Raw genomic sequence first — 25,505 nt, 5'->3', positions numbered from 1 at the left:
AAGGGACAGGTGGCCGGTGAGCCTCATCCACGGTGGTGTCCGGTTCGTCCCGACCCGGGCGGGCATCGTCAATCTCTGGGACTATCGCGACCAGGAGTTCTGCTTCGCCGACGGGCGGCTGGTGTTGCGCGGCCCCAACGGATCCGGCAAGACCAAGGGCCTGGAGGTGTTGTTCCCCTTCGTGTTCGACGGTCGCATCGAGCCGCGCCGGCTCAACCCGTTCGCCGGCGAGGAACGCACGATGAAGTCGAATCTGCTGTATCGCAAACAGGATTCGGCGTACTCGTACGTGTGGATGGAGTTCGCGCGCGGCGACTGGGACGATCCCGAGGTGGTGACGGTCGGCATCGGCATGCGGGCCACGAAATCCTCGGACAAGGTGACGCGCTGGTACTTCGTCGCCGACGGCCGGGTGGGCGTGGACTTCTCGCTGATCGGCACCGACGACCGGCCGCTGACCCGGAAGCAATTGGCGGAGCAGGTCGGCACGGACGCCATCGTGGACCGGCCGCTGGACTATCGGGCCGCCATCGACGCGCGCATGTTCGGGCTCGGGTTGCAGCGCTACGACCAGCTCATCAATCTCATTCTGACACTGCGGCGTCCGCAGCTGGCGAAGAATCTCGACCCGCGTGGCCTGTCGCAGGCGCTCACCGACGGACTGCGGCCGCTGGACGATCAGCTGATCCTCGACGCGGCTCGCTCGTTCAGCGATATGGAAGAGGTCGGGCGCACCCTCGAGGGTCTGGTCCAGGCCGACACCGCCACCCGCGCCTTCGTCGGCGTGTACCGGAAATACCTTGCGGTACAGGCGAAGTCCGATGTGGATCAGGTCGGGGCGCGGCTGGAGGCGGTCACCCACGCCGGTACCGCGCTGTTCGCGGCCACCGCGTTGCGCGAACGCCGCGAGTCCGAGCGCACCGCCGCGGAGGCGCGGGCCGAGGAGGCCGACCGCGGGTACGAACAGTCCCTCGCCGATCGCGAGACGCTGCAACGCTCCGGCGCCTATGAGGGCAAACAGCAACTCGACGATCTGGCCGACGCGGTGCGCCGGTTGGAGACCTCGGCCGCCGTGCACCGCGACAAGGCGACCAAGGCCCGGCAGGTGGTGGAACAGCGCGCGGGCGAGGCCGATCACGCCCGCGCCGCCCTCGAGACCGCGGTCGCGGCCCGCAACCGCGGCGAGGACGAGCTGCGGACCGCCGCCGAGGAGGCGGGCACCGACTGGTCCGCGGTCCCGGAAACCGCACGCGCGGAACAACTCACGGTCACCGTGCGCAGCCACGCCGAGGAGCGCGACGCGGATGTGCGGGCCGTGCGGCAGGCGCTGGTCCTGGTCGACACCGCCGAAACCGATCGGTCCCGCGCCGAACGCGCCGCTCAGCGCGCCGCCGACCAGCGCGACACCGCGACCGCCGCCCTCGCCGAGGCCGAGGCCGGCGTCACCCTGGCCCGCGCGAATACCGCTGCGGCACTGCGTGAATGGTGGACCACCCAGCGCGAGGTGTTCGGCCCCGGCGCCGACCTGCTCCCGGCGCTGGACGCGGCGCAGGCCGAAGGGCACGACGGCCCCACCCCCGCCGAGGTGCTGGCCGAACACACCGAGCCACTGATCGATGCCATCCGCGGCCGCCGCGAGCAGGCCCGCACCGCCGCCGCGCGGGCCGCCGACGACCTCGCCGGCCTGCGCGCCGAACAACAGCGCGTCGCGGCCGAGAACGACGACGCCCCACCGCCTTTCGCGGCCCGCACCGACGACCGCGCCGGTCGCCCCGGCGCACCGCTGTGGCGGCTGGTGCGCTTCGCCGACCAGGTCACCGCCGACCAGGCCGCCGGCATCGAAGCGGCCCTGCAGGCGGCCAACCTGCTCGACGCCTGGCTGTGCGACGACACCGCACTGCCCGCCCACGAATCCGACCAGTTCCTGCGCCCACTCCCACCACATCTGCGCCCCGCCGGTCGCACCCTCGCCGACGTCCTGGTCGTGGACGAGGATGTCGCCGACGGGGATAACCGCCCCCGAGACGACGGCGCGACCGCCGCGGACCGTCACGGCACCAATGGCGAGAGCACCGGCAACGTCGCGGCGGACACCACCGGCTACGCGAGCACAACCGGGATGAACTCCGGAACCGTCGCCGCGCACGGTCCCCGGGTCTCCGGCATCCGTTCCGTATCAGCGGATTTCGTCGCCGCCGTACTGTCCTCGATCGCGCTGGACGATTCCGCCGTGACCGGCCCCGGCCGCTCCTCGATCGGCCCGTCCGCCGAATCCGCACCGGCAGGCGGACCGTCGCCGTCGGCCGACGGCACCCGCACCGCCTCGGGTGGCGCGCCGCCGACGGCGACGGACCACGGCCGGGGTGCCGACAGCTCATCCGGTCGCGCACAAGCCACCACCGCCGGCTCGCCGAAGGATCCTTTCGACGCCGACAGCCCCGAGAACACCAGCGGCAGTGTGGATCCGGTGGTGATCGGCACCGACGGCCACTACCGGCAGGGTGTGCAGCTGGGCAGGCACACCAAGGCGCAGGCCGAATTCATCGGCGCCACCGCGCGGGCGCGGCGGCGGACGGCCCGGCTCGGGGAACTCGCCACGGCCGTGGCGACGGCAGCCGCCGCCGAACGGCAGGCCCACGCCGAGGAGCAGGCCGCGACCGCCGAGTTGACCCGAATCTCCGCCGCCGCCAAGGCATTACCGCGCACCACCGCCGTATTCGCGGCGCAGCGGGCGGTCGCCGAGGCGGCCGGGGTGCTGCGGGAGCGGACCGAGACCGCGGCGCATGCCGAGCGCGACCTCGATCAGGCCGTCGCCGCGCACACCGCCGCCGACAAGAAGGCGCGGGCCGTGGCGGCGGGCCGCCGGGCGCCGCGCGATCCGGCCGCGCTCGACGCCCTCGCCGCCGCGATCCGGCATTTCGAGAACACCGGTACCACGCTGTTGCGGCTGCGCGGTGATCAGCAGCGCGAGGCCGAACGCCGCCGTGAGGCCGACGACCGGCTCGCCGAATCCCGGGATCTGGCCGAGGCCTTCGCCGAGGAGGCCGAGGCCGCGCAGAGCGGTTATCAGGAACAGCTGCGCAAGCTGGAGACGCTGCGGGACGCACTCGGCGCCGGGGCGGCCGATATCGACCGCGAACTGGAGCTGGCCCGCGAACGCATCGATGCCGCACGCGCGGAACAGAAGTCGGCCCGCAAGGCGGCCGCCGACGCGATCGAGGGGGTCGGCTCCGCGGAGGGCGCCTACCGGGCCGCGAACGACGCGCTGCGCACCGCACTCACCGAACTGCTCGCCGATGTGAAGGCCCTGGCGCCGTATGCCCGCCCGGATCTGTTGTCGCTGCTCGGCGCCGCGGCCGGGCGCTGGCCCGCCACCGAGGGCGCCTGGTCCACGCCGGAACAACTGCTGTATCGCATCGAGACCGGCGGCCCGCACGCGGAACCGCGGGTACTGCCCGAGGAGGTGCAGCAGCTGTTCGACAGTCTTTCCGCCGCAACGACTTCCGTGCGGGCCGGGGAGGCGGTCCGCAAATCCACCCGCAGTGCCGTCACCGCCGCGCTGCAGGAGTTCGACGCCGCGCTCGCGGCCACCGGGCAGGACTACCGGTTGCAGTGGGACGCCGCGGACGGGCTGACCGTGGTGCAGGTGCACGACGAACAGGGCGCGGCCGCGCTGGCCGACTTCGCCGAGCGCATCGCCGGCGCCCGCTCCGATCAGGAACTGCTGCTCACCGACGCCGAACGCCGCATCCTCGAGGATGCGCTGCTGTCCGGCCTGGCCCAGCAGATCCACGAACGTACCGGCGACGCAAGGCAACTCATCGCTCGTATGGGCACGGAGATGAAGCAGCGCCGCATGTCGTCCGGTAACACCATCGGCGTGCACTGGGTGCTGGCCGACACCCTGTCGGAATCCGCACGCGCGGTGTGCAAGCTGCTCGATCGCGACACCACCGACCTCTCCTCCGACGATCTGGCCACCGTCCGTGCCCATTTCGCGGCCGAGATCCGCGCCGCGCGCGCGGCCCACCCGGAGCGGTCCTATCCCGAAATCCTCGCCACCACACTGGATTACCGCACCTGGCGGGTGTTCGCCTTCACCCTGATCACCGCCGACGGCACCGAGGACCGGCTCACCGTGGCCCGGCACAGCGCGCTGTCCGGCGGCGAACAGTCGGTGTCGCTGCATCTTCCGCTGTTCGCGGCCGCCCACGTGATGCTGGATTCGGCCGACCCGCAGGCGCCGCGGCTGCTGGCGCTGGACGAGGCGTTCGCGGGCGTCGACGACAACGGGCGCAGCGAATTGCTCGGCCTGTCGGTGGATTTCGATCTCGACCTGTTCATGACCGGCTACGACCTGTGGATCACCTACGACCACGTCCCCGCCTGCGCGCACTACGATCTGGCCCACTCCGCGGCCGAGAACACCGTCAGCGCGACTCTGCTGGTGTGGGATTCGCGGGATCTCCTGGCCGAGCACGACGGTTCGGACCTCACGACGGCGCTCGGCTCCCCGAACCGCCGCCGGGTCGCGCACACCGTGGAGGGCGGTATCACCTTCGACGAGGCGCTGGAACTCACACCGTGACAAGCGATCCGGAAACGCCACCGGGGCCGGGCCACTGATCCGGCCCGGCCCCGGCGACGAGCGACCGGACTAGCAGATACCGGCGAACACCGTGTCCAGCGCGTTCGACGGGATACGGCCGGCGGCGTCCCGGATCTGGTCGGCACTCGGCTCGTCGATCAGCATGCCGTCCGGCCCGATGAAGCTCTGCAACATCTGCCGATCGGCCGGCGAGGCCTGGTTCAGCAGCGGGTCGTACTTGGCCTTGACGGTGGGCCAGTTCTGCTGGACGCACTGGACGCGCGCATCCGTGGCCCATTCGACATCGGCCGACGCGACCCCGACCGAGGTCAGCGCCGCGCTCGCCGCGACGAGCGTGAGAAGGCGAATCGCCCTCTTTGCGAACATGTATTGCTCCCTTCCCTGACAGCAGCGGACTGTGTGGAACCGGTGAAGCACGGCGGTAAGTTCTACCCTCTCCGGCCCGGATTTCCGCGACCTCGCCCCGGCAAGTCCGAGAATGGCACTCGACAGCGGCGTGTCCGCCGCGCACGTCGGCTAGCGGGCGGCCATCGCGGCGATGCGCAGATCGCGGGTGCGGATCTGGTGGGCGATCATCGCGGTGCGGGCCCGTTCGGCCTCGCCCGCGACCACCGCGGCCAGGATCTCGCGATGTTCGTCCTCGATCAGCGCCAGATTGTCCGGGGCCCGGACCTGATCGGCCTCGAAGGGAGCCATCTGCGCGTCGAGACGATCCATCAACTCGCCGATGGTGCCGTTGTGAGCGGCCTCGCGCAGCGCGTGGTGCCAGTTCCGGTGCAGGCCGAGCGCGGTGTCCGGGTCCGGGCTCGCCACGGCGGCGTCGAACATGCGCGACAACCGGGCCAGGTCGATCTCGGAGCGGCGGGTCGCGGCGGAGAACGCCACCGCCGATTCCAGCGCGATGCGCGCGTCGTAGATCTCCAGCAACTCCTCGGCGGTCCGCTCCCGGACGCGATAACCGCGTGACGCCTGGACCACCAGGCCCTCGTACTCCAGCCGGTGCAGCGCCTCGCGGACCGGGGTGCGCGAGACGCCGAGCTCGGTACCGACCGTCGCCGGAATCAGCAGTGCGCCCGGCGGATACACCCGGCCGGTGATCCGGTCACGCAACTGCTTGTACGGCGGCGATTCGTGGTGCATCGACCCATCTTCCCCTTCTTCACGTCCGGGCACCGGGCAACGATTACCAGTCCGCGCGGACCCGCGCCAAGGATTCGAATCTCTCTGTATACAAATGTCGACAACTGCGTGCAGCAGTGCCAGCATTCCTCTCGCACACCAGCGAGCGAGGAGAATCATGCGAACCCCACCTGGACGGCCGCGGGTGCGACGCCGTGTCTGAGGCCCGCACCGCCGGCACCCGGCGACCCGCCGGCACGCGGGTCGCGCGCCGCCGTCTCCCGACCGTCGCCGGGTCCGCCACCGCCCTGCTGCCGTGGGTGGTGCCGGTCGTGCTGGTGCTCGCCTGGCAGTGGGGAGCCGCCACCGGCGCCGTCGACGCCACGATCCTGCCGCCGCCGAGCAAGGTGCTCGCCACCGCGCGCTCGCTGTGGCGCGACGGCGAACTCCCCCGCTACCTGCTGGCCAGCGTCCGGCGGGTCGCGATCGGTTTCGGGATCGGCGCCGCGCTCGGGCTGGCGCTGGGCTTCGCGGTCGGCCTGTCCCGGATCGCCGAGGCACTGGTGGACCGGAGCGTGCAGATGTTGCGGGCCGTCCCGCATCTGGCGGTGGTGCCGCTGCTGATCGCCGCGTTCGGGATCGGGGAACTGCCCAAGATCGTGCTGGTCGCCGTCGGCGTGCTGTTCCCGGTGTACCTCAACACCGTCGCCGGAATCCGTTCCGTCGACCCGAAACTGGTGCAGCTCGGCCGTTCCTACGGCCTGCGGACCCCGGGCCTGATCCACGAGGTGGTGGTGCCCGGCGCGATGCCGATGATCCTCACCGGCATCCGCTACGCGCTCGGCGTGGCCTGGCTCACCCTCGTCGTGGGCGAGACCATCGCCACCAGCGACGGTATCGGTTACCTCGCCCAGAACGGCCGCGACCTGCTGCGCAACGACCGCATCGTGCTCGCGATCCTGCTCTACGCGCTGGCCGGGCTGGTCGCCGACCAACTGGTGCGGCTGCTGGAACGCCGGGTGCTGCGCTGGAATGTCAACTACCGGAAGGATATCCGAGGATGACCGGCGCACCGGTGGGTCTGCGGCTGGCCGGGGTCGGCCACCGATACCGCGACACCCGGATCCTGCACGGGATCGACCTCACCATCGCGCCGGGCGAATTCGTCACCGTGCTCGGGCCCAGCGGCGTCGGGAAGTCGACCCTGCTGCGGCTGCTGGCCGGGCTGGAACGTCCCACCACCGGCCGGGTGCACGCCACCGGCGACCGGGAGCCGTTGTGCCGCATGATGTTCCAGGAGGATCGGCTACTGCCGTGGCGGACCGTCCTGCAGAACGTCCGGCTCGGCGTGCGCGGCCGCCACGATCGCGCGGTGGAACTGCTGCACGCGGTGGGATTGGCCGGGCGGGAACGGGATTGGCCGCTGGAACTGTCCGGCGGCCAGCGGCAGCGGGTCGCGCTGGCCCGGGCCCTGCTGCACCGGCCGGACGTACTGCTGCTCGACGAACCGTTCGGCGCACTGGACGCCGTCACCCGGGTCACCATGCAGCAGTTGCTCGAACGGCTGCTCGCCGAACAGCCGCGCACCGTCGTACTGGTCACCCACGACGTCGAGGAGGCCCTGATCCTCTCCGACCGGGTGCTGCTGCTGACCGGCGACGGCATCACCCGCGACCTGCGCATCGACCGGCCGCGACCGCGCTCGCACGGCGATCCCGAACTCGCGGCCCACAAGGCCGAACTCCTCGACGGCCTGCTCGCCGCGGACCGTGCCCTGCGCGGCTGACGCCCCGGCTCGAATCAGGCCCCGCGACAACCCATTTCCCGATCGAAAGGTATTCCACGATGTCACCGACCTCGCGCACCATCGGCAGGCGCGGATTCGTCGCCGCCGGCGCCGGACTGCTGGGGCTGTCGGCCCTGGCGCTCGCCGGCTGCGGCAACGGATCCGGCTCCGGCGCGAAGGACAGCGGACCGCTGACCCGGGTGCGCTACGCGCTGATCGGCGACGGCCGCGCCGAGCCCGGCACGGTGTTGCGCAACAAGCTCAGCGGCGCCGACCTCGGCGCGGAACTCGGTGGCGTGCAACTGGAATGGCCGACCGGCTTCCCCGCCTCGCTGCCGGTGATGGAGGCGATCAAGGCGCACAGCGTCGACTTCTCGTTCGCCACCGCCACCGCCGTCATCTACGCCATCGGCGGTGGCGTGCCGATCGTGCCGCTGGTGGCGTATCCGTTGCCCGCCGACGAGGTCGAGATCCTGGTGCCGCAGGGTTCGCCGATCAGGTCGGCCGCCGATCTGAAGGGGCGACGCGTCGCCGATCAGCGCGGCACCACCGGAACCTACAGTCTGATCAAATATCTGGACTCCGCCGGCCTGACCATCGGCGACATCCAGTACGCGAACCTCACCGCCGCCGACGCCGAATCCGCCTTCGCGCAGGGCAAGGTCGACGCCTGGATCACCTGGCAGCCCACCGCCGAACTGGCCCGCCGCCGGCACAACGCGGCGACCCTGCCGAATGTGCGCACCTACGACTACGCGTTCTTCGTCGCCAGTGAGTCGTTCGCGAACAACCATCCGCAGCAGGCCGCCACCCTGGTCCGCAACGTCCGGGACGCGCAGCGCTGGATCGAATCCGATCCGGACGCCTCGGTCGCGGCGTTCACGAAGCTCGGCGGCTTCGGCGACAACCAACTGGAGGCCGACGTGTACCGGGATCTGGTGAAGTCGAAGCGGTTGTCGTATTCCGGTGCGGGACAGTTCACCTCGGTCGGCCACGCCGCGATCGCCGGTACCCAGGATCTGGCCGACAACTTCCATCGGCTCGGTGTCTATCCGGAGCAGGTGGACGTGACCACCTGGTTGCAGGACTCCCGATTCGATTCGATCAAGCGCGTCGTCGACGCGGAACTAGCGAAATAGGTTGCGCCCCCTCATGTCCCATTCGCAGATGCATCTCGCCGCGTTCGTCACCGCGGGCCCCGGCCGGCCGGGCGGCTGGCGTTATCCGGGTTCGGTGCCCGGCTGGCTGAACCAGAGCTACTACCAGAACATCGCCCGCACCCTGGAGGCCGGGCGTTTCGATCTGGCCTTCTTCGCCGACATCCTGTCCGTGCCCGACCGTTTCGGCGGTAGCACCGACACCCAGCTGCGCAACGGCGCGCTCGGTTCGCTGCGGCTGGACCCTCTGCACGTGCTGGCCTCGATGGGCGCGGTCACCGACCGGCTGGGCCTGGCCGCGACGGTGTCCACCACCTACGCGCAGCCGTACACCGTGGCCCGCTCCTTCGCCACCCTCGACCATCTCACCGGCGGTCGCGCGGCGTGGAACATCGTCACCTCCTTCCAGGAGTCCGAGGCGCGGAACTTCAACCGGGACAGCCAGTTCCCGCGCGAGCAGCGCTACGAGCGGGCCGACGAATTCCTCGAGGTGGCCGGAAAACTGTGGGACAGCTGGGACGACGACGCCCTGGTCCTGGACACCGCGACGCCGCTGTTCGCCGATCCCGAACGGGTCCGGGCCGTCGACCACGCCGGTGAATTCTTCACCGTCCGTGGCCCGTTGAACGTGCCGCGACCGCCGCAGGGCTACCCGGTGCTGATCCAGGCCGGCGCCTCGGCGAAGGGGAAGGATTTCGCCGCGCGCTGGTCCGACGTGATCTTCTGCAGCCACGCGTCGCTGGAATCGGCGCAGGCGTTCTACGCCGAGATCAAGGAGCGCGCGGCGGCGCACGGCCGCGATCCGCGGCAGCTGAAGATCCTGCCCTCGATCACCCCGATCATCGGCCCCACCACCGAGATCGCGCGCCGGCTGCACGACGAACTGTTCGATCTGGTGCCGCCGCTGGGCGGCCTGTCCACGCTGGCGTACCACCTGGATGTGGACCTGTCGACGTTCCCTCTGGACGAGCGCCTGCCGGACGTCGAGGTGCCCGGCGTCGAGGGCCACTACCGCGAGGTCCGCGAGATCACCGAACGCGACGGCCTGACCCTGCGCCAGCTCGGCAAACAGTACGGCGGCCGGGTCGAGGGCGGATTCGTCGGCACCGCCGCCGAGGTCGCCGACGGCCTCGAACAGTGGTTCACCGGCGGCGCCTGCGACGGCTTCACCATCCAAGCCCCTTATCAGCCCGGCGGCTTCGAGGACTTCACCCGCCAGGTGGTCCCGGAACTACAGCGCCGCAACCTGTTTCGCACCGAGTACACCGGAAGCACCCTCCGCGACCACCTCGGCCTGTCCCGCGCGGAATCCGGCGAGTGGACCCACCGCGTCCCCACCGCGCGAAAGGTGTTGTCATGAGCGACTTCCCGGCCGCCGACAAACCCGGCCGCGCGCACAACCACCCGACGACCGGCGAATCCGCCACTACCGCACCGGAGAACACGGCCCGGGTATCCGGCCACACGATCGCCGGTGTCGTGGGCCGATTCGTGCTCGACGCCCGCACCGACCATCTGATCACCGACTCCCGCTTCGGCCCCGGCGAATCCATCCGGGCCGGCGAACTACTCCTCGGCGCACTGGTGTCCTGCGCACTGGCGAACATCGAGAACAACGCCGCCACAACGGGTCTGCCGGTGACCGCCGTGCGCGCCGACGCCACGCACGCCCGCGACCCCGAAGATCCGACCCGCTACGAATACACCCGCATGACCGTGCACATCACCGGCGTGGACCAGCCCACCGCCGAGCAACTCGCCGCCCGATACGTGGCGACCTGCCCGATCTACAACACCGTATTACGCGGCAGCGGAATCGAACTCACGGTGTTCGCGGACCGATCCGACGCACCGACACGCGGCGCACCGATCGCCCGAGCCATCCAGCCCGACCTTCTCGGGTAGCGTCGGGACCGCATTCGATCCAGCGACCCACAGGAGCGGGATATGCAGGTGCGGACGTCTCATCCGATCGTGGATGCGGTACTCGATCGGTATCGCCGTGAAATCGGTGAGTCGTTGCCCACGTATCGAAATCACGTGCTGCGCAGCCTGAACTACCAGCAACTGCTGCTGGGTGAGCCCGTACCCGACGCGGCGGCGCTGGCGTGGGCCGTGCACGACCTGGGCATCTGGACTGCGGGAACCTGGGATTACCTGGAACCCTCGGCGGATCTGGTCGAGCAGCATGCCGCGGACTTCGGTGTCGACGATATCGAGGGCGCACGGCGCATGGTGCTCGACCACCATCGTCTGCGCGCGAACAACGACCGATTGTCCGAAACGTTCCGCGTCGCGGACCGCATCGACGCCAGCCGCGGACTGCTCCGTCGCCCGGCGACCCGCGCCGACGTCGAAGCCGTTGTCGCGCAACTGCCTTACCGAGGATTCCACGCATTCCTGGTCCGCCGAGCCACCCTCTACGCGCTGACCCACCCCACCCACCCCCTACCCATGGTCCGCTGGTAGACACCTTCCGCCGGGCAGGCCGGCCGACGCCCCGAAGACGATGAGCGGGTAGGGAAATCGAGTGGGGTGCTGTCACACGGACGGCTCAGCCGGCGACGTGATCGGTGATCCGCGCTCCGGAGTCCGGCACCCCCTCGTAGTCGGACAACTCGATACCGTTGAGCGCGCGCTCGATCAGCGCGGGAAGCCACTCGGCGTCCGCGGCCGGCGCGGCGGCCGGATCGGTGGCCGCGAGGCTCTGCGCGTGCAACCGGCCCATCTCCTGATTGGCCTCGACGAACGAGCGCATCCGCGCCTCGTATCCGGCGAATCCCGCCGCTGGATCCCAGCCGGCCGCGGCCAGCTCACCGGCCAGCACGTAGGCGCCGACCAGGGCCAGCCCGGTACCCTGCCCCGACAGCGGTGACGAGCTGAACGCCGCGTCCCCGATCAGCCCGACCCGTCCACTCGACCAGCGATCCATCACCACCTGAGCGACCTGGTCGAGATAGAAGTCCGGAGTGTCGTCCAGATGCGCGAGGATGCGCGGGGCCAACCAGCCCATCCCGGTCATCTGCTTGCGCAGCAAGCTCTTCTGGGCCTCGATATCGCGGTAGTCGACATCGAAATCGCCTGCGGCGAAGAAGAACACGGCCATCGCCCGGGTGGCGTCCGGGACGGGCCGCAACCCCGCGGACCGCCCCGACTCCTGATAGTCGAGCATCCAGCGATCGAGCCCGAACTCGTTGGGCACACTGTAGAAGGCCAGCACATGCCCGAGATGGCGGAGGAACCGCTCCCGCGGCCCGAAAACCATGGCGCGCAACGCCGAATGCAGCCCGTCCGCCCCGATCACCAACTCGAAACGCCGCCGCTCGCCACCGGCGAAGACCACATCCACCCCGTCCGCGTCCTGGGTGAGCTCGGCGATCCGGTCACCGAAGATATATTCGACACCGTCACACGTATCGTCGTGCAGCACCCGGGACAGATCACCGCGCAGGATCTCGATCTCCGAGATGTACCCGTCCCCACCGTCGTCGGCGGCACTGAAGGTCTCCAGCACCTTCCCGTCCTCGTCCACGGTGTACGCCCCCGCGGTCTCGGTCCGCGCCGCCCGCACCGCCGCGTCCAGCCCCATCCGCCGGATGACCTCCTTGGTGACCCCGCGCGCGTCCACCGCCTGCCCACCGGGCCGCAACCCGGCAGCCCGTTCCACCACGGTCACCTCGGCCCCCCGCCGCCACAACCAGTGCGCCAGCGCAGGCCCCGCAATACTCGCCCCCGCCACCAGAACCCTGATACCACTCACTTGCCGCCTCCTGCTCGCGCCCGGATCCCGGTCCGGTTCGTTCCTGCCCTGTTCACCGCTTCCGGTGCGTTCACGGGATACCGACGACGAACCCGCCCCGAATTCATCGGTGCGCCCCCCGATCCTGCGGTGAAGATACCGCGACCGATCGCTTCCAGCTCGTCCGTTTCCTGTTGGTCGGCGGACCCGGTTCGGTCTCGGAGCTCATATCAGCTCAGAGCGCACCTGATTCAGAACGTATCGAGCCGAGTGCCGACCTTGTAATGCGCCAAACGGGACGGAATCCGCCGTTCGGGCCAGGTCTGCAGCGTCCGCCTGTGACAGTGCCGAATGCGGCCTCGATACGCATTTCTTGATATCACTGCGGATCGATCGTGGATTCGCGCCGGCCCGAAGCATTCATAGGCTGATTTGCTTACTCAGCGCTCCGGCGGTGCGAGCTGGACAATTCGGACCCTTCTTCGCGGGCCGCAGCCGTGAATCAATACCTCGTCGCCCCCATTGCATCTCGTAGAAGCCTTCGGGCACTCGCCCGGCAAGTGCTCCATCGACAGGAGATACAGCGCATCTTGCCGAACGTACAACTTGCAGGTCCCGGTCGGCATACAGGATTGCGGCCCAGTAGGATTGGCGAGTGCCTCGGGTGGGGCAGATCTTGAAATCAGGGGGTTGGCATTGCTTGACCAGGTGACTCTCGTGTTGGTGCACGGCATATTGTCCGACAGCAGCAAGTGGAATCCCCTTGCGAATCTGGTGCTACGCGACGATGATCTGGCCGGCCGGGTGAAAGTCATGGAGGTGGAGTATCCGAGCAAGCCTGTCGAGTTCTCCTCGAGGAAGCAGATTCCTCCCCTCGATACAGTGGCCGGCTATCTCGCCACCTGGCTTGCCGGTAAAGTCGAACCCGACCAACCGGTTGTATTCATCGGCCACAGTCAGGGCGGCTTGATCGTGCAGCGGTACCTCGTCCAGGAGTTACGTGCCGGACGAGGGTGCGATCTGAAGCGAGTGCGGAGGGTCCTGATGTTCGCCACCCCCAACTCGGGGTCGGAATATTTTCTTTTGCTACGGAAGCTGTTCAGCCGTAATCCACAGGAAATCGAACTGCGGCCGGACAACGAGAAGATCGTCGAGACGCAGAACATCATCCTTCAGCAAGTCGTGTACGCGAAGAAGTTCACGGCGACCACCGCGCCGATCCCGGTCGAGGTGTACGCGGGAATGTCGGACCGGATCGTGCCTTCGCAGTCCGCGAAAGCAGCATTCCCCTACCATGGCGATCTCCCCGGCGACCACTCCACGATCATCGAACCCCGCTCGGCCGACGATTTGGTGTACGTGATCATCAAGGCTCGATTGCTCCGGGCGCTTGGTGAAAGCGACGCCGGGACAGCAGATGTACCGGCAGCAGACCGTGTCACACAGTTGGAGGATAAGGTGGACCGTCGCCTGCAATCGCAACAGGCACCGCCGATGTCGAGGTTTTTGCTCGGCGACGACGCCGTGGCGATGATCGCGGCAGCGGTGGCGGAGATAGGAGATCTCGACGATCCCGCCACTCGCGAGCAGTTCGTGAAGTCGATGCCCCGCAATATCCAGCAGCGGCAGGGCTTCGGTGGCACCAATCCGAAGTTGCAGCTGACCGCGCTGGTCCGGCACTGTGCCACATTCGAACTGGCCGGTCGCCAGGCGCTGACCAGCAGTATCGAACGCTACTTCGGTGACATTCCCGCCGGTGTTCGCGCAGTCGCCGTCATCGACGAATACTGGCCTGTCACTGCGGAGGGCGAAGCCTCACACACCGCCTGAGCGTGGTGGCGAAGACGCCCGCGCCGCCACGCCACGAATATCCGAGTCGGGTAACGATGTGCCCACGGGCGTGCGGACTCCTCCGATACCACAACCGGATGCGGTGAAGCACCGAGTACGCGGGCTTGCAATGCTGGGCAGTGCGATTGCTGCGATCGGCTTGCTGATCGGAGTTGTATTCCTGGTCGCGCCGGGCTCAGAAGAATTCGACACCTCCCTGATCGGAGCCGACTTCACCGATCGTCACTGCATGGACGGTGAAGTGCTGCGCGCCACGATGGACAACCCGAAGTTTCTACTGCGGATCATCGGCTCGACGCGTTGTGGTACCGCGTGGGCCACAATCGAGTGGTCCGGCTCATTGGAGCAGGTACCAGACCGGATCGAAGCCAGTATCTATCCGTGCGGATCCGACCCGGCCGGACCGAAAGCCCAGGTGGTGCAGAAGTCGGATATCCGGTCTGCATCGACCCGCATGATCGAACGCGGCAGCCGCGGTTCGGTGTGCGCGCTGGGAGTCGTGGTGGTCGGCGGCCAGCGATCGGCGCCGGTCGAACTGTATGCCTGAGTATCTCGTCGCGACCGGCTCTACACGCAGAAACGTGCTCCTACGGTGTGGAAGTTGAGCGTGTCGAAGTCGGATGACGCCGACGCCGCCACGCAGGCGGTGCTCCCGGAATTCGCCAACCGGACGTAGGGTGTCCATGCGGATGTCCCATCCTTTCCGGTCTTGATCTGATAGTCACCCGACTTCGCCGTTCGGCCTTCGACAGTGATCTCCTGCTCCAAGGTGACAGGAGACGAGTACATTCCGCCGAACAGGATGACTCGGGCCCAGTTGGCATGACACTGCCCGGACCAGCGAAGCTCGAGGTATCCGATGGTCTTGTCTCGCGTAGGGCCACGTTCACCGGTGAGCGGATTGGACGCCACCACATATGCGTCCGAACAACTCCGGGGATCTCCGTCACCGCCCTGATCGGCTCGGGCGATGGCTGGGCCGAGCAATGCCACGGTGGTCAAAGCCGATGCGACGCCGGCAGCAGTGATTGTTCGTCGAATCATGACGCGTATTCCCCATCTCTCGAATTCGGTGTGGCTCATGCCAACCGGATACAACTGCGCCGGCGACTCGGCGTCACATGCAGATCGGCGTATCGACCTTGATCTCGGCCGAACCGTTGGTCACCGAACCAGTTGCGCACAAACGGTCGGTCGGGTCGTGTCGGACGATAACCATCGTGTAGGCCGAATCGACGTTGAACTCATCAGCGAACTGCCGGGTCTTCCCCTGCGGATCCGAGAACTGGAAGACCGTAACCGTGATCCGGTTTCCGAACCCTGCGTTGTCCGCGCGAGCCACCTTCGCCCATACGGCATCGCATAACGTCGAGTAGAGGAGCTTCAGTTCGAAAGCACCGCCGGGAGGGCGGACGCTGTTCGCGGTGACGACATCCTTCAAGCACTCGGTACCGAGCGGATTGCTTCCTGTGGCGATTATCGGCCGCGCATGCTGCGAATCACCATGGACGATCCCCTTCGTGACGAAGACCGTGACAGTGTTCGTCGCGATGAGTACGGCCAGCACGATCGCTGCCCATTTCCAGTGTCGAAACACAGATTCTACCTGCCGTTCTTCGCGTGATGCCGGTTCGGAGTTCGAACAGTGCACGACAGTCGAGTCCGCCGGCGACGTTTCGCTGGTCCGCCCGGCGCACGAATCGCCTTCTGCCAAAATTAGTTGTGCGAATTAATTTCGTTTCCCGCCAGCGCCCCCGAGCAAACGCTCTCTCGCACCCACCGTACACACATCCGCCCACCCACGCAGTAACTTCCCAGATAACAGGACTTCTCATCATGCGAGGATCGCGCCGTGCACAATTCGGCACGACAACTATTACATCGCAACATGTTTCATCACAATTCAACCGACCGGTCCGAATTGCGTCGGTCACACCGGCAGGCAAACCCGTGAAACCTCCGGGTTGCCGAAGGCCCCGCTCGGTCGTAGCGCTCCTCGTCGTCGCCCCGGTCCCACTATTGGAATGTGACCGTTCGGGACTGCGGATTTGAGGGTGTTCCAGCCCGACGACGCCTCGTAATCCGCACACCGACAGGCGATTTGCGCCGGACGATCGGCTTCCGTGACAGCCCTACGTCGGATCGCCGAGTTGTCCACGCTCGCTGGGCAGGTTGACGAGGAGGTCGTCGAGCCGGCGGACAGCTTTGTGGGTGGACAGTCTGCTGCCGATCGTGGCGCGGAATTTCTGTGCCTGGGCATCGACTGCCTTGGTTCCGTCGTCCGGGTGGAGGGAGACCAGCGCTCGGCCGACGCCCTGGCATGCCTCGTCGAGTTCGCCGTGGCGCAGCAGGCTCATGGCCTGATCGAGTTGGATGTGTCCCCGGTCCACGCGGTCGTGGAGCGGGTACAGGGCCATCGCGCGGTCGTGTACGCGTGACGCGGTGTCGATGTCCGCCGCGTGGGCCAGGACATTGCCTTGGTAGAAGCGGAGTTTCGACTCGGTGAATCCGAATACTTTTGCGGCGGTGACGGATCCGGGCAGCTTGTCGAAGACGTTCTCGGCGTGCCGGATTGCCGCGAGCGCCTCGGTGTTGCGTCCCATCTGGGCGAGCGCTCGGGCCTCGACCGCGGGCGCCATCGCCGCGGCCACCGACAATCCGCGGTCCGCGGCGAGTCGCCGTGCCGTCCTGGCCAGATTGGCGGCTTCCTCGGCGGTGCCGTAGTAGAGCAGGGCCAGCGCTTCCCGGGTGCACAGCCAGGCTCGCAGGGCTCGGTCCTCGGTTTCCTCGGCGGCCAGTTGCCCGGTGTGGAACCAGCGGCTGGCATCTCGGCTGGCGCCGACGTCGACGCACAGGATGCCGACCAGGCCCGCCAGTTGGGCGGTCACGGTCGTGAGCCTGCGCTGGGCGTCCAGGGACTGACGTTGGGCCAGCAGTTGCTGAAGATCGTCGAAATCCAAAGCCACTTCGGCCAGCAGGCGGGGAGCGGGCAGTTGCCGGTACGACGCGGCGTGATGCTGGACCTGCTCCTCCCACCAGCCGACGGTGCTGGGTTCGACCGAGCGGCGTTGCAGCGCTTCGACCATGGCACGGCGGGTGTTCTCCACAGCCTCGAGTTGATGGCTGCTCACGGCCGCGTGAGCGGTCGCTGCCAGTAGTCCCCGAAGGACGTCTCTGCGGAACATGCGGTCTCTTTCGTCGTCGCGACTGGATGGGTTGGTTGCCAAGACAATCGGTCGGGCGGGGACGTCGTCGTGTGGGTCGTCGGTGTAATCGGCGCCGAACCCCAGGGTGTCGGGCCGGGCATGGTAGATCCGGCACAGCGCGTCGAGGTTGCGGGCCGACGGCTTCTCCTCCCCGGTCTCCCAGCGGGAGATGTTCGGGTGGTTCACCCGGGGAGCCGGGCCGCCGGCGGCCGAGACCTGCGCCCGCACTCGGGCGGCCACATCGGCGAGGGTCCAATTGTTGGCGAGGCGATGCGCGCGCAGCAGGCTCACACGGCACTGCCGGTGGATCTCCGCGACGGTCTCGGGCGCCGACCAACTGCCGGCGTGGGCGGCATCTCGGATCGCGCGTACGGTGTCGAGCTGGCTGCGAGCACCCATGGTCGTTCCGGCTTTCGTCAGTTCCTGGTGCCTTCAACGGTAAGAAGTCCGTGCCGAGAACGCTACGACTGCTCGATGATGTGTGCGCCGCGCACATTCTGCGAGCGGTGAGAACGTCTCCGGCACATGTCCCGTCACCGCACATGCGTTACCGCATCCCACGACCGCACAATGCATTGCCCGAATAAGTGCAACCGAGGGGGTTCACCGTGAACGCGGTGTTCTGGCCGTCATCGATGGCCACGATGCTGATCATCATTGCGACTGTGCGTTATACGACCATACTGGTCGGATTGCTCGCCGCACTTGTTTCCGTGGGAAAAACGGCTCGATTGGCGGCATTTCTGGCGTATTGCCAGACCATGGGGGTCCGGCCCGCGCGTGGGCTCACGAAGCCTTCGGAAACCTCAGATCGAACGCGCCGAACACCGGCACGATGACGTAGAGCACGACGGCTGCCGTTCTTCCCATGCGCTCGTTCTACTCCGGGTGGGGAACGGCGGCCAGTGCTGCTCGTGCCGCGCGTTCGAAGGGTTCGGGGTCGGCGGCGGCCCGGCACAGGACCTGTGCGCCCTCGAGGAGGGCGATCAGCAACTGGGCCAGGTCGCCGGCCGCCTCCGGGGACATCCCGGCGGTGACGAGGGCGGCGGTGAGGTGGTGTGCCCAGGTCGCGAAAGTTGTTGCGGCGATGGCTCGTAGCTCGTCGCCCTCCGTGCCGGGGGATACCGTGACGGCGGCGATCGCGCAGCCGCAGCCGGTGACGCTGTCCTCGACGACCGGACGGGCCATCGCCAGGAAGGCCTCGACGACCGCGCGGGGGCCGGCGCCGGACAGGTCCGCGAGGCGATCGGCCACCTCGTGGCCGTGCAGCCTGGCCGCCTCGGCGACGAGTTCGGCTTTGCCGCCGGGGAAATGGTGATAGATCGCCCCTCGTGCGGCACCGCTGGCGGCCAGCACCTCGGTGAACGACATACCCGCCAATCCCTGCTTGCGGAGGGCGTCCACGGCGGCGTCGATCATGCGGTCGCGGGTCGGTTTGGTCATCGGGCGCGGCTCCTCCACTTGACTAGTACGGCCATCCTAGTGCACGATGCATTCGCTAGTACGTACGTACTAGTCATCGGATCCGTCGCAGAGACCAGGAACCTTTCCCATGCCGTTCACTGTCATCGCACCCCGCGGAGTTCTCACCGAATCCGGCGAGACGCAGCTCGTCCCCCAGCTCGTCGACGCCCTGATCGAATTCAGCGGCCTCGCCGGCAATTCCTTCTTCGCCCCGATCGTCGGCGGGCATCTCCACCTGCTCGAACCGGAGCACATGAGTACCGGTGGCGTGAATCGTCCGGTCCTGTTGATCGAACTCATGTTGCCCGGTATCGGGCTGCCCAGCGTGGCCGACCGCGCGGGTTTCATCGCCACGGCGACGGCGATCGCCGCGAAACACACCGTCCCCGGCCACCCGGTCGACGACATCTGGATGAACATCGGTTACGCCGCCGAGGGCGGCTGGGGTATCGGGGGCGTGGCCTACACCGGCGACGCACTCGTGGAGGCCGTCACCGCCGCGTCCTCCTGAGCACCGGACGCCGCCCGTACCGACCGGGTGCGGGCGGCGAAAGGTGTTCCGCCGCAACGCAAGATGCCATTCCGGGACATCGGCCGGCGAACGTCCTCAGCCGAGGTCGTTGGATTCGCGGGACAGGTGGATGTAGTGCCCGGTGCCGGAGTCGGTGCAGGTCATGCCCGTGGGTTCGCTGTCGCAGGTGAGGGTGCCCGCGGATCGGGTGTTGCCGTAGTCGAGGGTCGGTACGTCCGGGTTCTTCCCCGGGCCCGAATACGACGGAACGATCGTGTCGCCGTGGCAGTGCGAGACCGGCGCGCCGCCCTGGTCCAGGCTGAACCGGTCGCCCCAGGCCAGATGGCACTCCGCCGGTTTCGGCACGGCGTAGTGGCCGTCGCCCTGGCAGACCACGGTGCCGGTGCCGTCGGCGCGAACACCCATGGCGCAGAAAATGTTTCCCGACGGGGACTGGAACTGGTCGCCGTCGGCCGCGGCGATGCCCGGGAACGCGACGAGCGCCCAGACCGCCGCGGCGGCGAGCGGCACGAGCCGCGTGAGCCTGATGGTTGCCACTGACGTGCTCCGTTCGTTCGTCCGCGGCGGTCTGCCGTGGTCGGGTGGGGCGTACGACGAATCCCCGCCCCGGACGAACACCGGGGGCGGGTATCGCCGCACCGAAATCCTAAATCGCCCGTCCCGCTGCCGGAGTCGGCTTCGGCGGTTACCCGCGAACGAATGCGACGCCGGTCGCGCACGGCGGTTCCGTGATCGCCCGATAGGGTTTGCGGTAGCCGACAGCCGCTCCGGAGAGGACGAGGAATGACATTCGGGAATGTGCTGGATCTGTCCGTCGACGATGTGCTGACCACCACGCGTTCGGTGCGCAAGCGGCTGGACCTCGAGCGTCCGGTGCCGCGGGAAGTGCTGCTGGAATGCCTCGAACTGGCCCTGCAAGCGCCGAGCGGATCCAATTCCCAGGGCTGGCAGTGGGTGTTCGTCGAGGACGCCGAGCGCAAGCAGGCGCTGGCCGACATCTACCGGACCTACGCGACCCCGTACCTCGACGCACCGAAGCCCGCGTTCGGCGACGAGCGCGATGCGCGCCAGCCGCGCGTGACCGACTCGGCCCGATACCTCAACGACCACCTCCACGAGGTCCCGGTCATGTTGATCCCGTGCCTGAAGGGCCGCGCCGAGAACACCCCGGGTGTGTCGAGCGCGGGTTTCTGGGGTTCGCTGTTGCCCGCGGTATGGAGCTTCATGCTGGCGTTGCGGTCCCGCGGACTCGGATCGGCTTGGACGACACTGCATCTCGTCGGCGACGGCGAGAAGCAGGCCGCCGAGCTGCTCGGCATCCCGTTCGACCGGTACAGCCAGGGCGGGCTGTTCCCGATCGCCTATACCCAGGGCACCGACTTCCGGCCGGCGAAACGCCTTCCGGCCGAACAGATCACCCACTGGAACGGCTGGTAGACCGCGGCGTCGTTCAGCGAAGTTCCTCGACCAGCCCGATCAGGACGCCGGCCGGGCCGCGGAGGTAGCAGTACCGGCAGATGTCCTCGTACCGGGCCACCGTGCCCACGAGTTCGGCGCCGTGCGCGCGCAGGCGATCGAGGACGTCGTCCACATCGTCGACGACGAAGGTCAGGCGCGGGATACCCAGCGCGTTCACCGGTGCGACCGGCGCGGGGGCGAGGGGCGGCGGGGAGTGGAAGGTCGACAGTTCGACCCGGCCGTGGCCGTCCGGGGTCCGGACCATGACGATATCCGCCCGGACACCGTCGAGTCCGAGCAGTTCGTCGGCCCACGGACCCCCGACGGTCGCCTCGCCCTCCACTTCCAGGCCGAGTTCGACGAAGAACGCGACCGCCGCCGCGAGATCCTCGACCACGAGTCCGGCGTGATCCATCCGGTGGACCGTCATGATGTTCTCCTTCGCTGGCGTTGCTCCCGATGCGGACCGGCCGCGGGGGGCTGTTCGTATCCCTGGGACGGAGCCGTCCGGGCGTTCTCGACATTCCGGCGCACGAATGTATCCCGACCGTCGCACCGGCCGATAAATCGGTCGTGCTCGGCCCAGCCCGTTGCTACCGTGCAGCCATGAAGGTCGAATCCCGAAACGCCGCCGCGGCCGCACGAGCTCTCTGCTCGCCGGTCGCTGCCGACTGACCTTCTCTCCGATGCCGGCGACCGGAAACGGTCCGCCGGTGCGTGTCGGTCTTGTTGCCGGACCTGCCGTGTGCGGTCGCTTCCGGTCGATTTCACTCGATGGAGCAACCACCATGATCACCACCGACCGGACCGTCCGAACCTTCCTCGACTACTTCCGCGAACGCGGGCACCGGCTCACGCCGGGCGGATCGCTCGTTCCGCCACCGGGAGATCCGGTGTTGTACACCACTTCCGGGATGCACCCGCTGACGCCGTACCTGCTGGGGCAGCCACATCCGCTGGGGCGGCGGCTCACCGGCGTGCAGCGATGTCTGCGCACCACCGATCTCGACGAGGTCGGTGACGACACCCACCTCACCGTCTTCGAGATGCTCGGGTCCTGGTCGCTCGGCGACTACGACGGCCCGCAGAGCCTGCGGTGGGGATTCGACCTGCTGCACAACGGTTTCGGCATCGAACCGGACCGGATGTACGTGACGGTGTTCGGCGGTGACGGACAGGTCGAGCCCGACCACGAGTCCCGGCGCACCTGGGAGGAACTGGGCCTGCCGGTCGAACCGACCACCGGCGAGAACTGGTGGTCGAACGGCCCGACCGGACTCTGCGGACCCGATTCCGAGATCTTCGTCTGGACGGGAGACGAAGTGCCACAGGGCACTCCGACCTCCGACGACCGCTGGGTGGAGGTGTGGAACCACGTCATGATGCGCTACGTCCGCCATCCCGGCGGCCGCCTGGAACCGATGCGCCGGCCCTGCGTCGACACCGGGCTGGGAGTGGAACGACTGGTGCGAATTCTGCGGAATACGCAGTCCGTCTTCGAGATCGACCTCTTCGAGCCCTGGCTGACCACCCTCCCCCGCATCTGGGGTCCGCTGGACCGGCGGTCGCTGCGACTGGTGTCGGACCATCTGCGCTCGAGTATCGTCGTCCTCGGCGACGGGGTCACCCCGTCCCCGTACCGTCACGGTCACATCCTCCGCCGCCTGATCCGCCGCACCCTCACCACGCTGTGGCGCGACGAACCGACCCGCACCCTGTCCGACCTGCCGATCGAACTCGTGGAACACACCCTCGGGCACTTCCGGCAACCGGCCGACCCCCACGAGGTGCGCACCGGCCTGCTCGACGAGGAGACCGGATTCCGCCGGCTGCTCCAGCGCGGCCGGAAGGTGTTGTCCCACCGCCGTTTCACCGGTCCCCTGACCGACGACGACTATCGCCGCCTGCACGACACCTACGGCCTGCCGCGCGACCTCGTGGTGTACCTGCGCGTCGAGACCGAGAACGGGTGAGCGCCTATCCGTGCCGCGCCACGTCCTCGCACAGGATTTTCGGCCAGCGGGCGAGATCGGCCGGGGTGCGCGCCACCTCCAGGGTGGCGTCCGGCAGCAGGCCGAGCAGCGTCTCGGCGGTCGACACCGGATGAGCGGGGTCGTCGATCCAGGCCAGGATCGTGGTCGGCACGTCGATCGTGGCGATCGCCTCGGGGTCCGGCAGATCGCTCATCGCCGCCCCGCGGAACAGTGCGGGCAGCAGGCGTTCGGCGACGTCGGGCCCGGTTTCCGGCGTTCCGGCGGTGGCCGGCGGCCGCGGCGCGGTGAGATCGGCGCTCAGGAAGGCGGCGAGGCCGTGTTCCTCGATCAGGCGGGCGTTCTCCCGGTAGATACCGGCCTTCGCGGCGCGGGTGTGCCAGGCGGTCGAGGGCACCAGCAGGGTGAGGCCGGCGAATCGGCCGGGGTCGCGGACCGCGGCGTGCAGCAGGGTCCCGGTGCCCATCGAGGGACCGACACCGTGCACCTGTTCACCGGGGAACCAGTGGTCGAGCAGTTGCAGCAGATCGTCGGCCAGTACCGGCCACCGATAGTCCTCGGGGACGGTACGGCCGGTCGAAAACCCGTGTCCGCGTGCGTCGTACCGCAGCAGCCGGGTTCCGCTGAGCCCGCGGCCCAGATCCAGATCCATCAGGCGATCGCGATGGCGGCTCGAGGTGAGACCGTGGAGTTGGACGACGGGATGGCCACCCTCGTCGCTCAGCTCCACGTCGAGGTCGGCGCCGGGGACGCGGAAGGTCGGCACGGTGGCTCCAGGGTGCTAACAGGACGGCGAGCGCTGGGGAAGCCTAGGATACCGGCATGCGGCTGACCAACGTCGCGCACCTGCGCCTCCCGTTCGGCCGCCTGCTCGGCTTCGATGTCGTCGCGGGGCCGGTGGGCCGGGCATTACCCGTGTCCTTCGACCAGGGCCGGCACGTCGGGGCCGGTGACCGGGCGGGATCGTGGATGGCGTTGTCCCTCAAGCTCTCCGCGCCGGTACCGCTCGACGAACTCGCGACCGCGTGGCTGGCGGTGATCGAACGGCACGGCACGCTGCGGACGGTCTTCGTACCGGGCGAGGACGGTGCGCCCCGGCTGCACGAGGTCGACATCCTCCCCGGCGGCTGGGTCGAGCACGGGATCGCCGCGGGACAGGCGGTCAACGACGCGCTGCGCGGCGTACTGGACCGCGCGTGCTCACCGTACAGCCGCCCGTCGCACCGGCTGTGCGTCCTCGAGACCGCGGTGGGACCGACCGTGGTGATCGCCGCCGACCACTCGCACGTCGACATGTGGTCGATGCTGGTGATCGCGCGCGATCTGCTCGCCGCGCTGGCCGCGGTGCAGAACGGCCGCAAACCGTCGCTACCGCCGGCGCCCGCCTTCGCCGAGCACACCCGCGCGCTGCGGGACCGCCCGCCGGCGCCCGCCGAGGTGCGCAGCCGCTGGGCCGAGGTGCTGGCCAACAGCGGCGACGTGATGCCGCGGTTCCCGCTGTCGCTGGGCGAGGCGACCTTGCAGGAGGAGCGCGTGGAGGTGCGCGACGTCCTCGACGTCGACGACAGCGCCGCGTTCTCGGCGCAGGCCCGCGGCGACGGCGTCTCGACCCTGGCGCTGGTGGTCGGGGCGATGACCGAGGTGACCCGCGATCTGGCCGGCACCGCGCTGCGGGCCGTATTTCCGGTGCACAGCCGGTACGACCCCACCTGGCACGACTCGGTGGGGTGGTTCATCACCAATTCGGTGCTCGAGTCGGCCGACTCCGATCCCCGGGCCAGCGCGGAGGCGGTGAAGGAGGCGGTCCGGATGGGGTCCTGGCCGCTCGAGGACATCCTGCGCCCGTGGGGCGGAATGCCCGAGGCGCCGGGCATGTTCGCGATCTCGTGGCTGGATCTGCGCCGACTACCGGTCCGGGTCGACGCGACCGGTCTGGAGGCCCAGTACGTCGGCGCGACGATCCGGACCGACGGTGTGATGCTCTGGTTCATCCTCGACGAGGCGGGCCTGCACCTGCGCTGCCGCTACCCCGACACCCCCGAGGCGCGGCGGCATGTCGGCGCCTGGCTGGACACGCTGATCGCCCGGCTCCGGTCGCGGGCGCGGGCCTCGATCGGCGGCCGGCTCCGGCTCGGCGACCGGATCTACCGCGTGCAGCGCGCGGAGCGTACCGACGTCCCGGCGCTGGTCGAACTGCTTTCCGACGACGAGATCGGCCGTACCCGTGAGGGTTTCGACATCGCCCGGTACGAGGAGGCCTACGACGCGGTCACCCGCGATCCCTCGCACTATCTGGCGGTGGTCCGCGACGAGGCCGACCGCATCGTCGGCACCATGCAGCTCACCATCATTCCGGGACTGTCCCGCGGCGGCGCCACCCGCCTCCAGATCGAGGGAGTCCGGGTCGCGGCCGCGGAACGCTCCCGCGGCATCGGAACCGCGATGCTCGAGTGGGCCCACGACCACGGCAGGCACCGCGGCGCGACCCTCGCCCAGGTCACCACGGACCGGGCCCGCGAACGAGCCCACGCCTTCTACGCCCGCCTCGGCTACGACAACAGTCACGTCGGGCTGAAACGCGCCCTCTGACCGC

23 protein-coding genes are annotated in these 25,505 nt (G+C 68.7%); 13 read left to right on the top strand and 10 right to left on the bottom strand.

Annotated elements, in window-relative coordinates; genetic code table 11:
* Positions 1-16 precede the first annotated feature (16 nt).
* Positions 17-4,588, top strand: coding sequence for an SbcC/MukB-like Walker B domain-containing protein (locus tag G361_RS0104370; protein WP_019925834.1), 4,572 nt, complete (start codon positions 17-19; stop codon positions 4,586-4,588).
* Between the two features lie 69 nt (positions 4,589-4,657).
* On the opposite strand, the gene G361_RS0104365 is transcribed toward G361_RS0104370, so the two are convergent.
* The gene (locus tag G361_RS0104365) at positions 4,658-4,975 is read right to left on the bottom strand and encodes a hypothetical protein (protein WP_019925833.1); all 318 of its coding nucleotides are present in this window, start codon (positions 4,973-4,975) and stop codon (positions 4,658-4,660) included.
* 150 nt (positions 4,976-5,125) lie between these two features.
* Positions 5,126-5,749, bottom strand: coding sequence for a GntR family transcriptional regulator (locus G361_RS0104360; protein WP_019925832.1), 624 nt, complete (start codon positions 5,747-5,749; stop codon positions 5,126-5,128).
* A gap of 194 nt (positions 5,750-5,943) precedes the next feature.
* Between G361_RS0104360 and G361_RS0104355 the strand changes: the two genes are divergently transcribed.
* From G361_RS0104355 to G361_RS0104330, 6 genes are read left to right on the top strand one after another with little or no spacing between them, the layout of a single operon-like run.
* Positions 5,944-6,792 carry an ABC transporter permease gene (locus tag G361_RS0104355; protein WP_019925831.1) on the top strand — a complete coding sequence of 283 codons (849 nt, stop codon included), beginning with the start codon at positions 5,944-5,946 and terminating at the stop codon, positions 6,790-6,792.
* Positions 6,789-7,514, top strand: coding sequence for an ABC transporter ATP-binding protein (locus G361_RS0104350; protein WP_019925830.1), 726 nt, complete (start codon positions 6,789-6,791; stop codon positions 7,512-7,514). The genes G361_RS0104355 and G361_RS0104350 overlap by 4 nt, the downstream gene beginning before the upstream one ends.
* 59 nt (positions 7,515-7,573) lie before the next feature.
* Positions 7,574-8,653, top strand: coding sequence for an ABC transporter substrate-binding protein (locus G361_RS0104345; protein WP_019925829.1), 1,080 nt, complete (start codon positions 7,574-7,576; stop codon positions 8,651-8,653).
* A 13-nt stretch (positions 8,654-8,666) separates the two neighbouring features.
* A complete protein-coding gene (locus G361_RS0104340; RefSeq protein ID WP_019925828.1) occupies positions 8,667-10,031 on the top strand; it encodes an LLM class flavin-dependent oxidoreductase in 1,365 nt (454 codons plus the stop codon).
* Positions 10,028-10,576: an OsmC family protein gene (locus G361_RS42290; RefSeq protein ID WP_019925827.1), complete on the top strand. Its 549-nt coding sequence runs from the start codon at positions 10,028-10,030 to the stop codon at positions 10,574-10,576. Before G361_RS0104340 ends, G361_RS42290 begins: the two co-directional genes overlap by 4 nt.
* A gap of 42 nt (positions 10,577-10,618) precedes the next feature.
* A complete protein-coding gene (locus G361_RS0104330) occupies positions 10,619-11,140 on the top strand; it encodes a hypothetical protein (protein WP_019925826.1) in 522 nt (173 codons plus the stop codon).
* Between the two features lie 85 nt (positions 11,141-11,225).
* Here G361_RS0104330 and G361_RS0104325 read toward each other — a convergent pair whose 3' ends face one another.
* On the bottom strand, positions 11,226-12,431 hold the full coding sequence (locus tag G361_RS0104325) for an FAD-dependent monooxygenase (RefSeq protein WP_196814414.1): 1,206 nt from the start codon (positions 12,429-12,431) through the stop codon (positions 11,226-11,228).
* 696 nt (positions 12,432-13,127) lie between these two features.
* Here G361_RS0104325 and G361_RS0104320 point away from each other — a divergent pair.
* Together G361_RS0104320 and G361_RS0104315 are read left to right on the top strand one after the other, a co-directional pair.
* Complete coding sequence (locus tag G361_RS0104320; protein ID WP_231386778.1) at positions 13,128-14,240, top strand: alpha/beta fold hydrolase; 1,113 nt, start codon at positions 13,128-13,130, stop codon at positions 14,238-14,240.
* A gap of 130 nt (positions 14,241-14,370) precedes the next feature.
* The gene (locus G361_RS0104315) at positions 14,371-14,808 is read left to right on the top strand and encodes a hypothetical protein (RefSeq protein ID WP_019925823.1); all 438 of its coding nucleotides are present in this window, start codon (positions 14,371-14,373) and stop codon (positions 14,806-14,808) included.
* A 20-nt stretch (positions 14,809-14,828) separates the two neighbouring features.
* Here the strand turns inward: G361_RS0104315 and G361_RS48040 are convergent, their stop codons facing one another.
* The 4 genes from G361_RS48040 to G361_RS0104290 all read right to left on the bottom strand — a co-directional run bounded on the left by G361_RS48040 (position 14,829) and on the right by G361_RS0104290 (position 18,910).
* Positions 14,829-15,344 carry a DUF2690 domain-containing protein gene (locus tag G361_RS48040; protein WP_081635290.1) on the bottom strand — a complete coding sequence of 172 codons (516 nt, stop codon included), beginning with the start codon at positions 15,342-15,344 and terminating at the stop codon, positions 14,829-14,831.
* A 34-nt stretch (positions 15,345-15,378) separates the two neighbouring features.
* Entirely contained in the window at positions 15,379-15,858 is a 480-nt protein-coding gene (locus G361_RS0104305) for a DUF2690 domain-containing protein (protein ID WP_196814413.1), read from the bottom strand.
* 535 nt (positions 15,859-16,393) lie between these two features.
* On the bottom strand, positions 16,394-17,866 hold the full coding sequence (locus tag G361_RS0104300) for a helix-turn-helix domain-containing protein (RefSeq protein ID WP_019925821.1): 1,473 nt from the start codon (positions 17,864-17,866) through the stop codon (positions 16,394-16,396).
* 480 nt (positions 17,867-18,346) lie between these two features.
* Positions 18,347-18,910 carry a TetR/AcrR family transcriptional regulator gene (locus G361_RS0104290; RefSeq protein ID WP_026342676.1) on the bottom strand — a complete coding sequence of 188 codons (564 nt, stop codon included), beginning with the start codon at positions 18,908-18,910 and terminating at the stop codon, positions 18,347-18,349.
* Between the two features lie 109 nt (positions 18,911-19,019).
* Here G361_RS0104290 and G361_RS0104285 point away from each other — a divergent pair, with 109 nt between their 5' ends.
* Entirely contained in the window at positions 19,020-19,442 is a 423-nt protein-coding gene (locus G361_RS0104285) for a hypothetical protein (RefSeq protein WP_019925818.1), read from the top strand.
* A 96-nt stretch (positions 19,443-19,538) separates the two neighbouring features.
* On the opposite strand, the gene G361_RS0104280 is transcribed toward G361_RS0104285, so the two are convergent.
* Positions 19,539-20,000 carry a DUF6636 domain-containing protein gene (locus tag G361_RS0104280; RefSeq protein WP_019925817.1) on the bottom strand — a complete coding sequence of 154 codons (462 nt, stop codon included), beginning with the start codon at positions 19,998-20,000 and terminating at the stop codon, positions 19,539-19,541.
* 246 nt (positions 20,001-20,246) lie between these two features.
* Here G361_RS0104280 and G361_RS0104275 point away from each other — a divergent pair, with 246 nt between their 5' ends.
* Entirely contained in the window at positions 20,247-20,900 is a 654-nt protein-coding gene (locus G361_RS0104275) for a nitroreductase family protein (RefSeq protein WP_019925816.1), read from the top strand.
* Between the two features lie 13 nt (positions 20,901-20,913).
* Here the strand turns inward: G361_RS0104275 and G361_RS0104270 are convergent, their stop codons facing one another.
* Entirely contained in the window at positions 20,914-21,351 is a 438-nt protein-coding gene (locus G361_RS0104270; RefSeq protein WP_019925815.1) for a VOC family protein, read from the bottom strand.
* Between the two features lie 358 nt (positions 21,352-21,709).
* On the opposite strand from G361_RS0104270, the gene G361_RS0104265 reads away from it, so the two are divergent.
* A complete protein-coding gene (locus G361_RS0104265) occupies positions 21,710-22,894 on the top strand; it encodes an alanine--tRNA ligase-related protein (RefSeq protein WP_019925814.1) in 1,185 nt (394 codons plus the stop codon).
* 4 nt (positions 22,895-22,898) lie between these two features.
* Here G361_RS0104265 and G361_RS0104260 read toward each other — a convergent pair whose 3' ends face one another.
* Entirely contained in the window at positions 22,899-23,678 is a 780-nt protein-coding gene (locus G361_RS0104260; protein WP_019925813.1) for an alpha/beta fold hydrolase, read from the bottom strand.
* A 56-nt stretch (positions 23,679-23,734) separates the two neighbouring features.
* Between G361_RS0104260 and G361_RS0104255 the strand changes: the two genes are divergently transcribed.
* Complete coding sequence (locus G361_RS0104255; protein WP_019925812.1) at positions 23,735-25,501, top strand: GNAT family N-acetyltransferase; 1,767 nt, start codon at positions 23,735-23,737, stop codon at positions 25,499-25,501.
* Positions 25,502-25,505: the final 4 nt, after the last annotated feature.

The sequence above is a fragment of the Nocardia sp. BMG111209 genome (genome assembly GCF_000381925.1).
In the GTDB taxonomy this organism is placed as follows: domain Bacteria; phylum Actinomycetota; class Actinomycetes; order Mycobacteriales; family Mycobacteriaceae; genus Nocardia.
The sequence above is the reverse complement of the archived record's forward strand: the minus strand, read 5'-3'. Positions and strand labels throughout refer to the sequence as shown.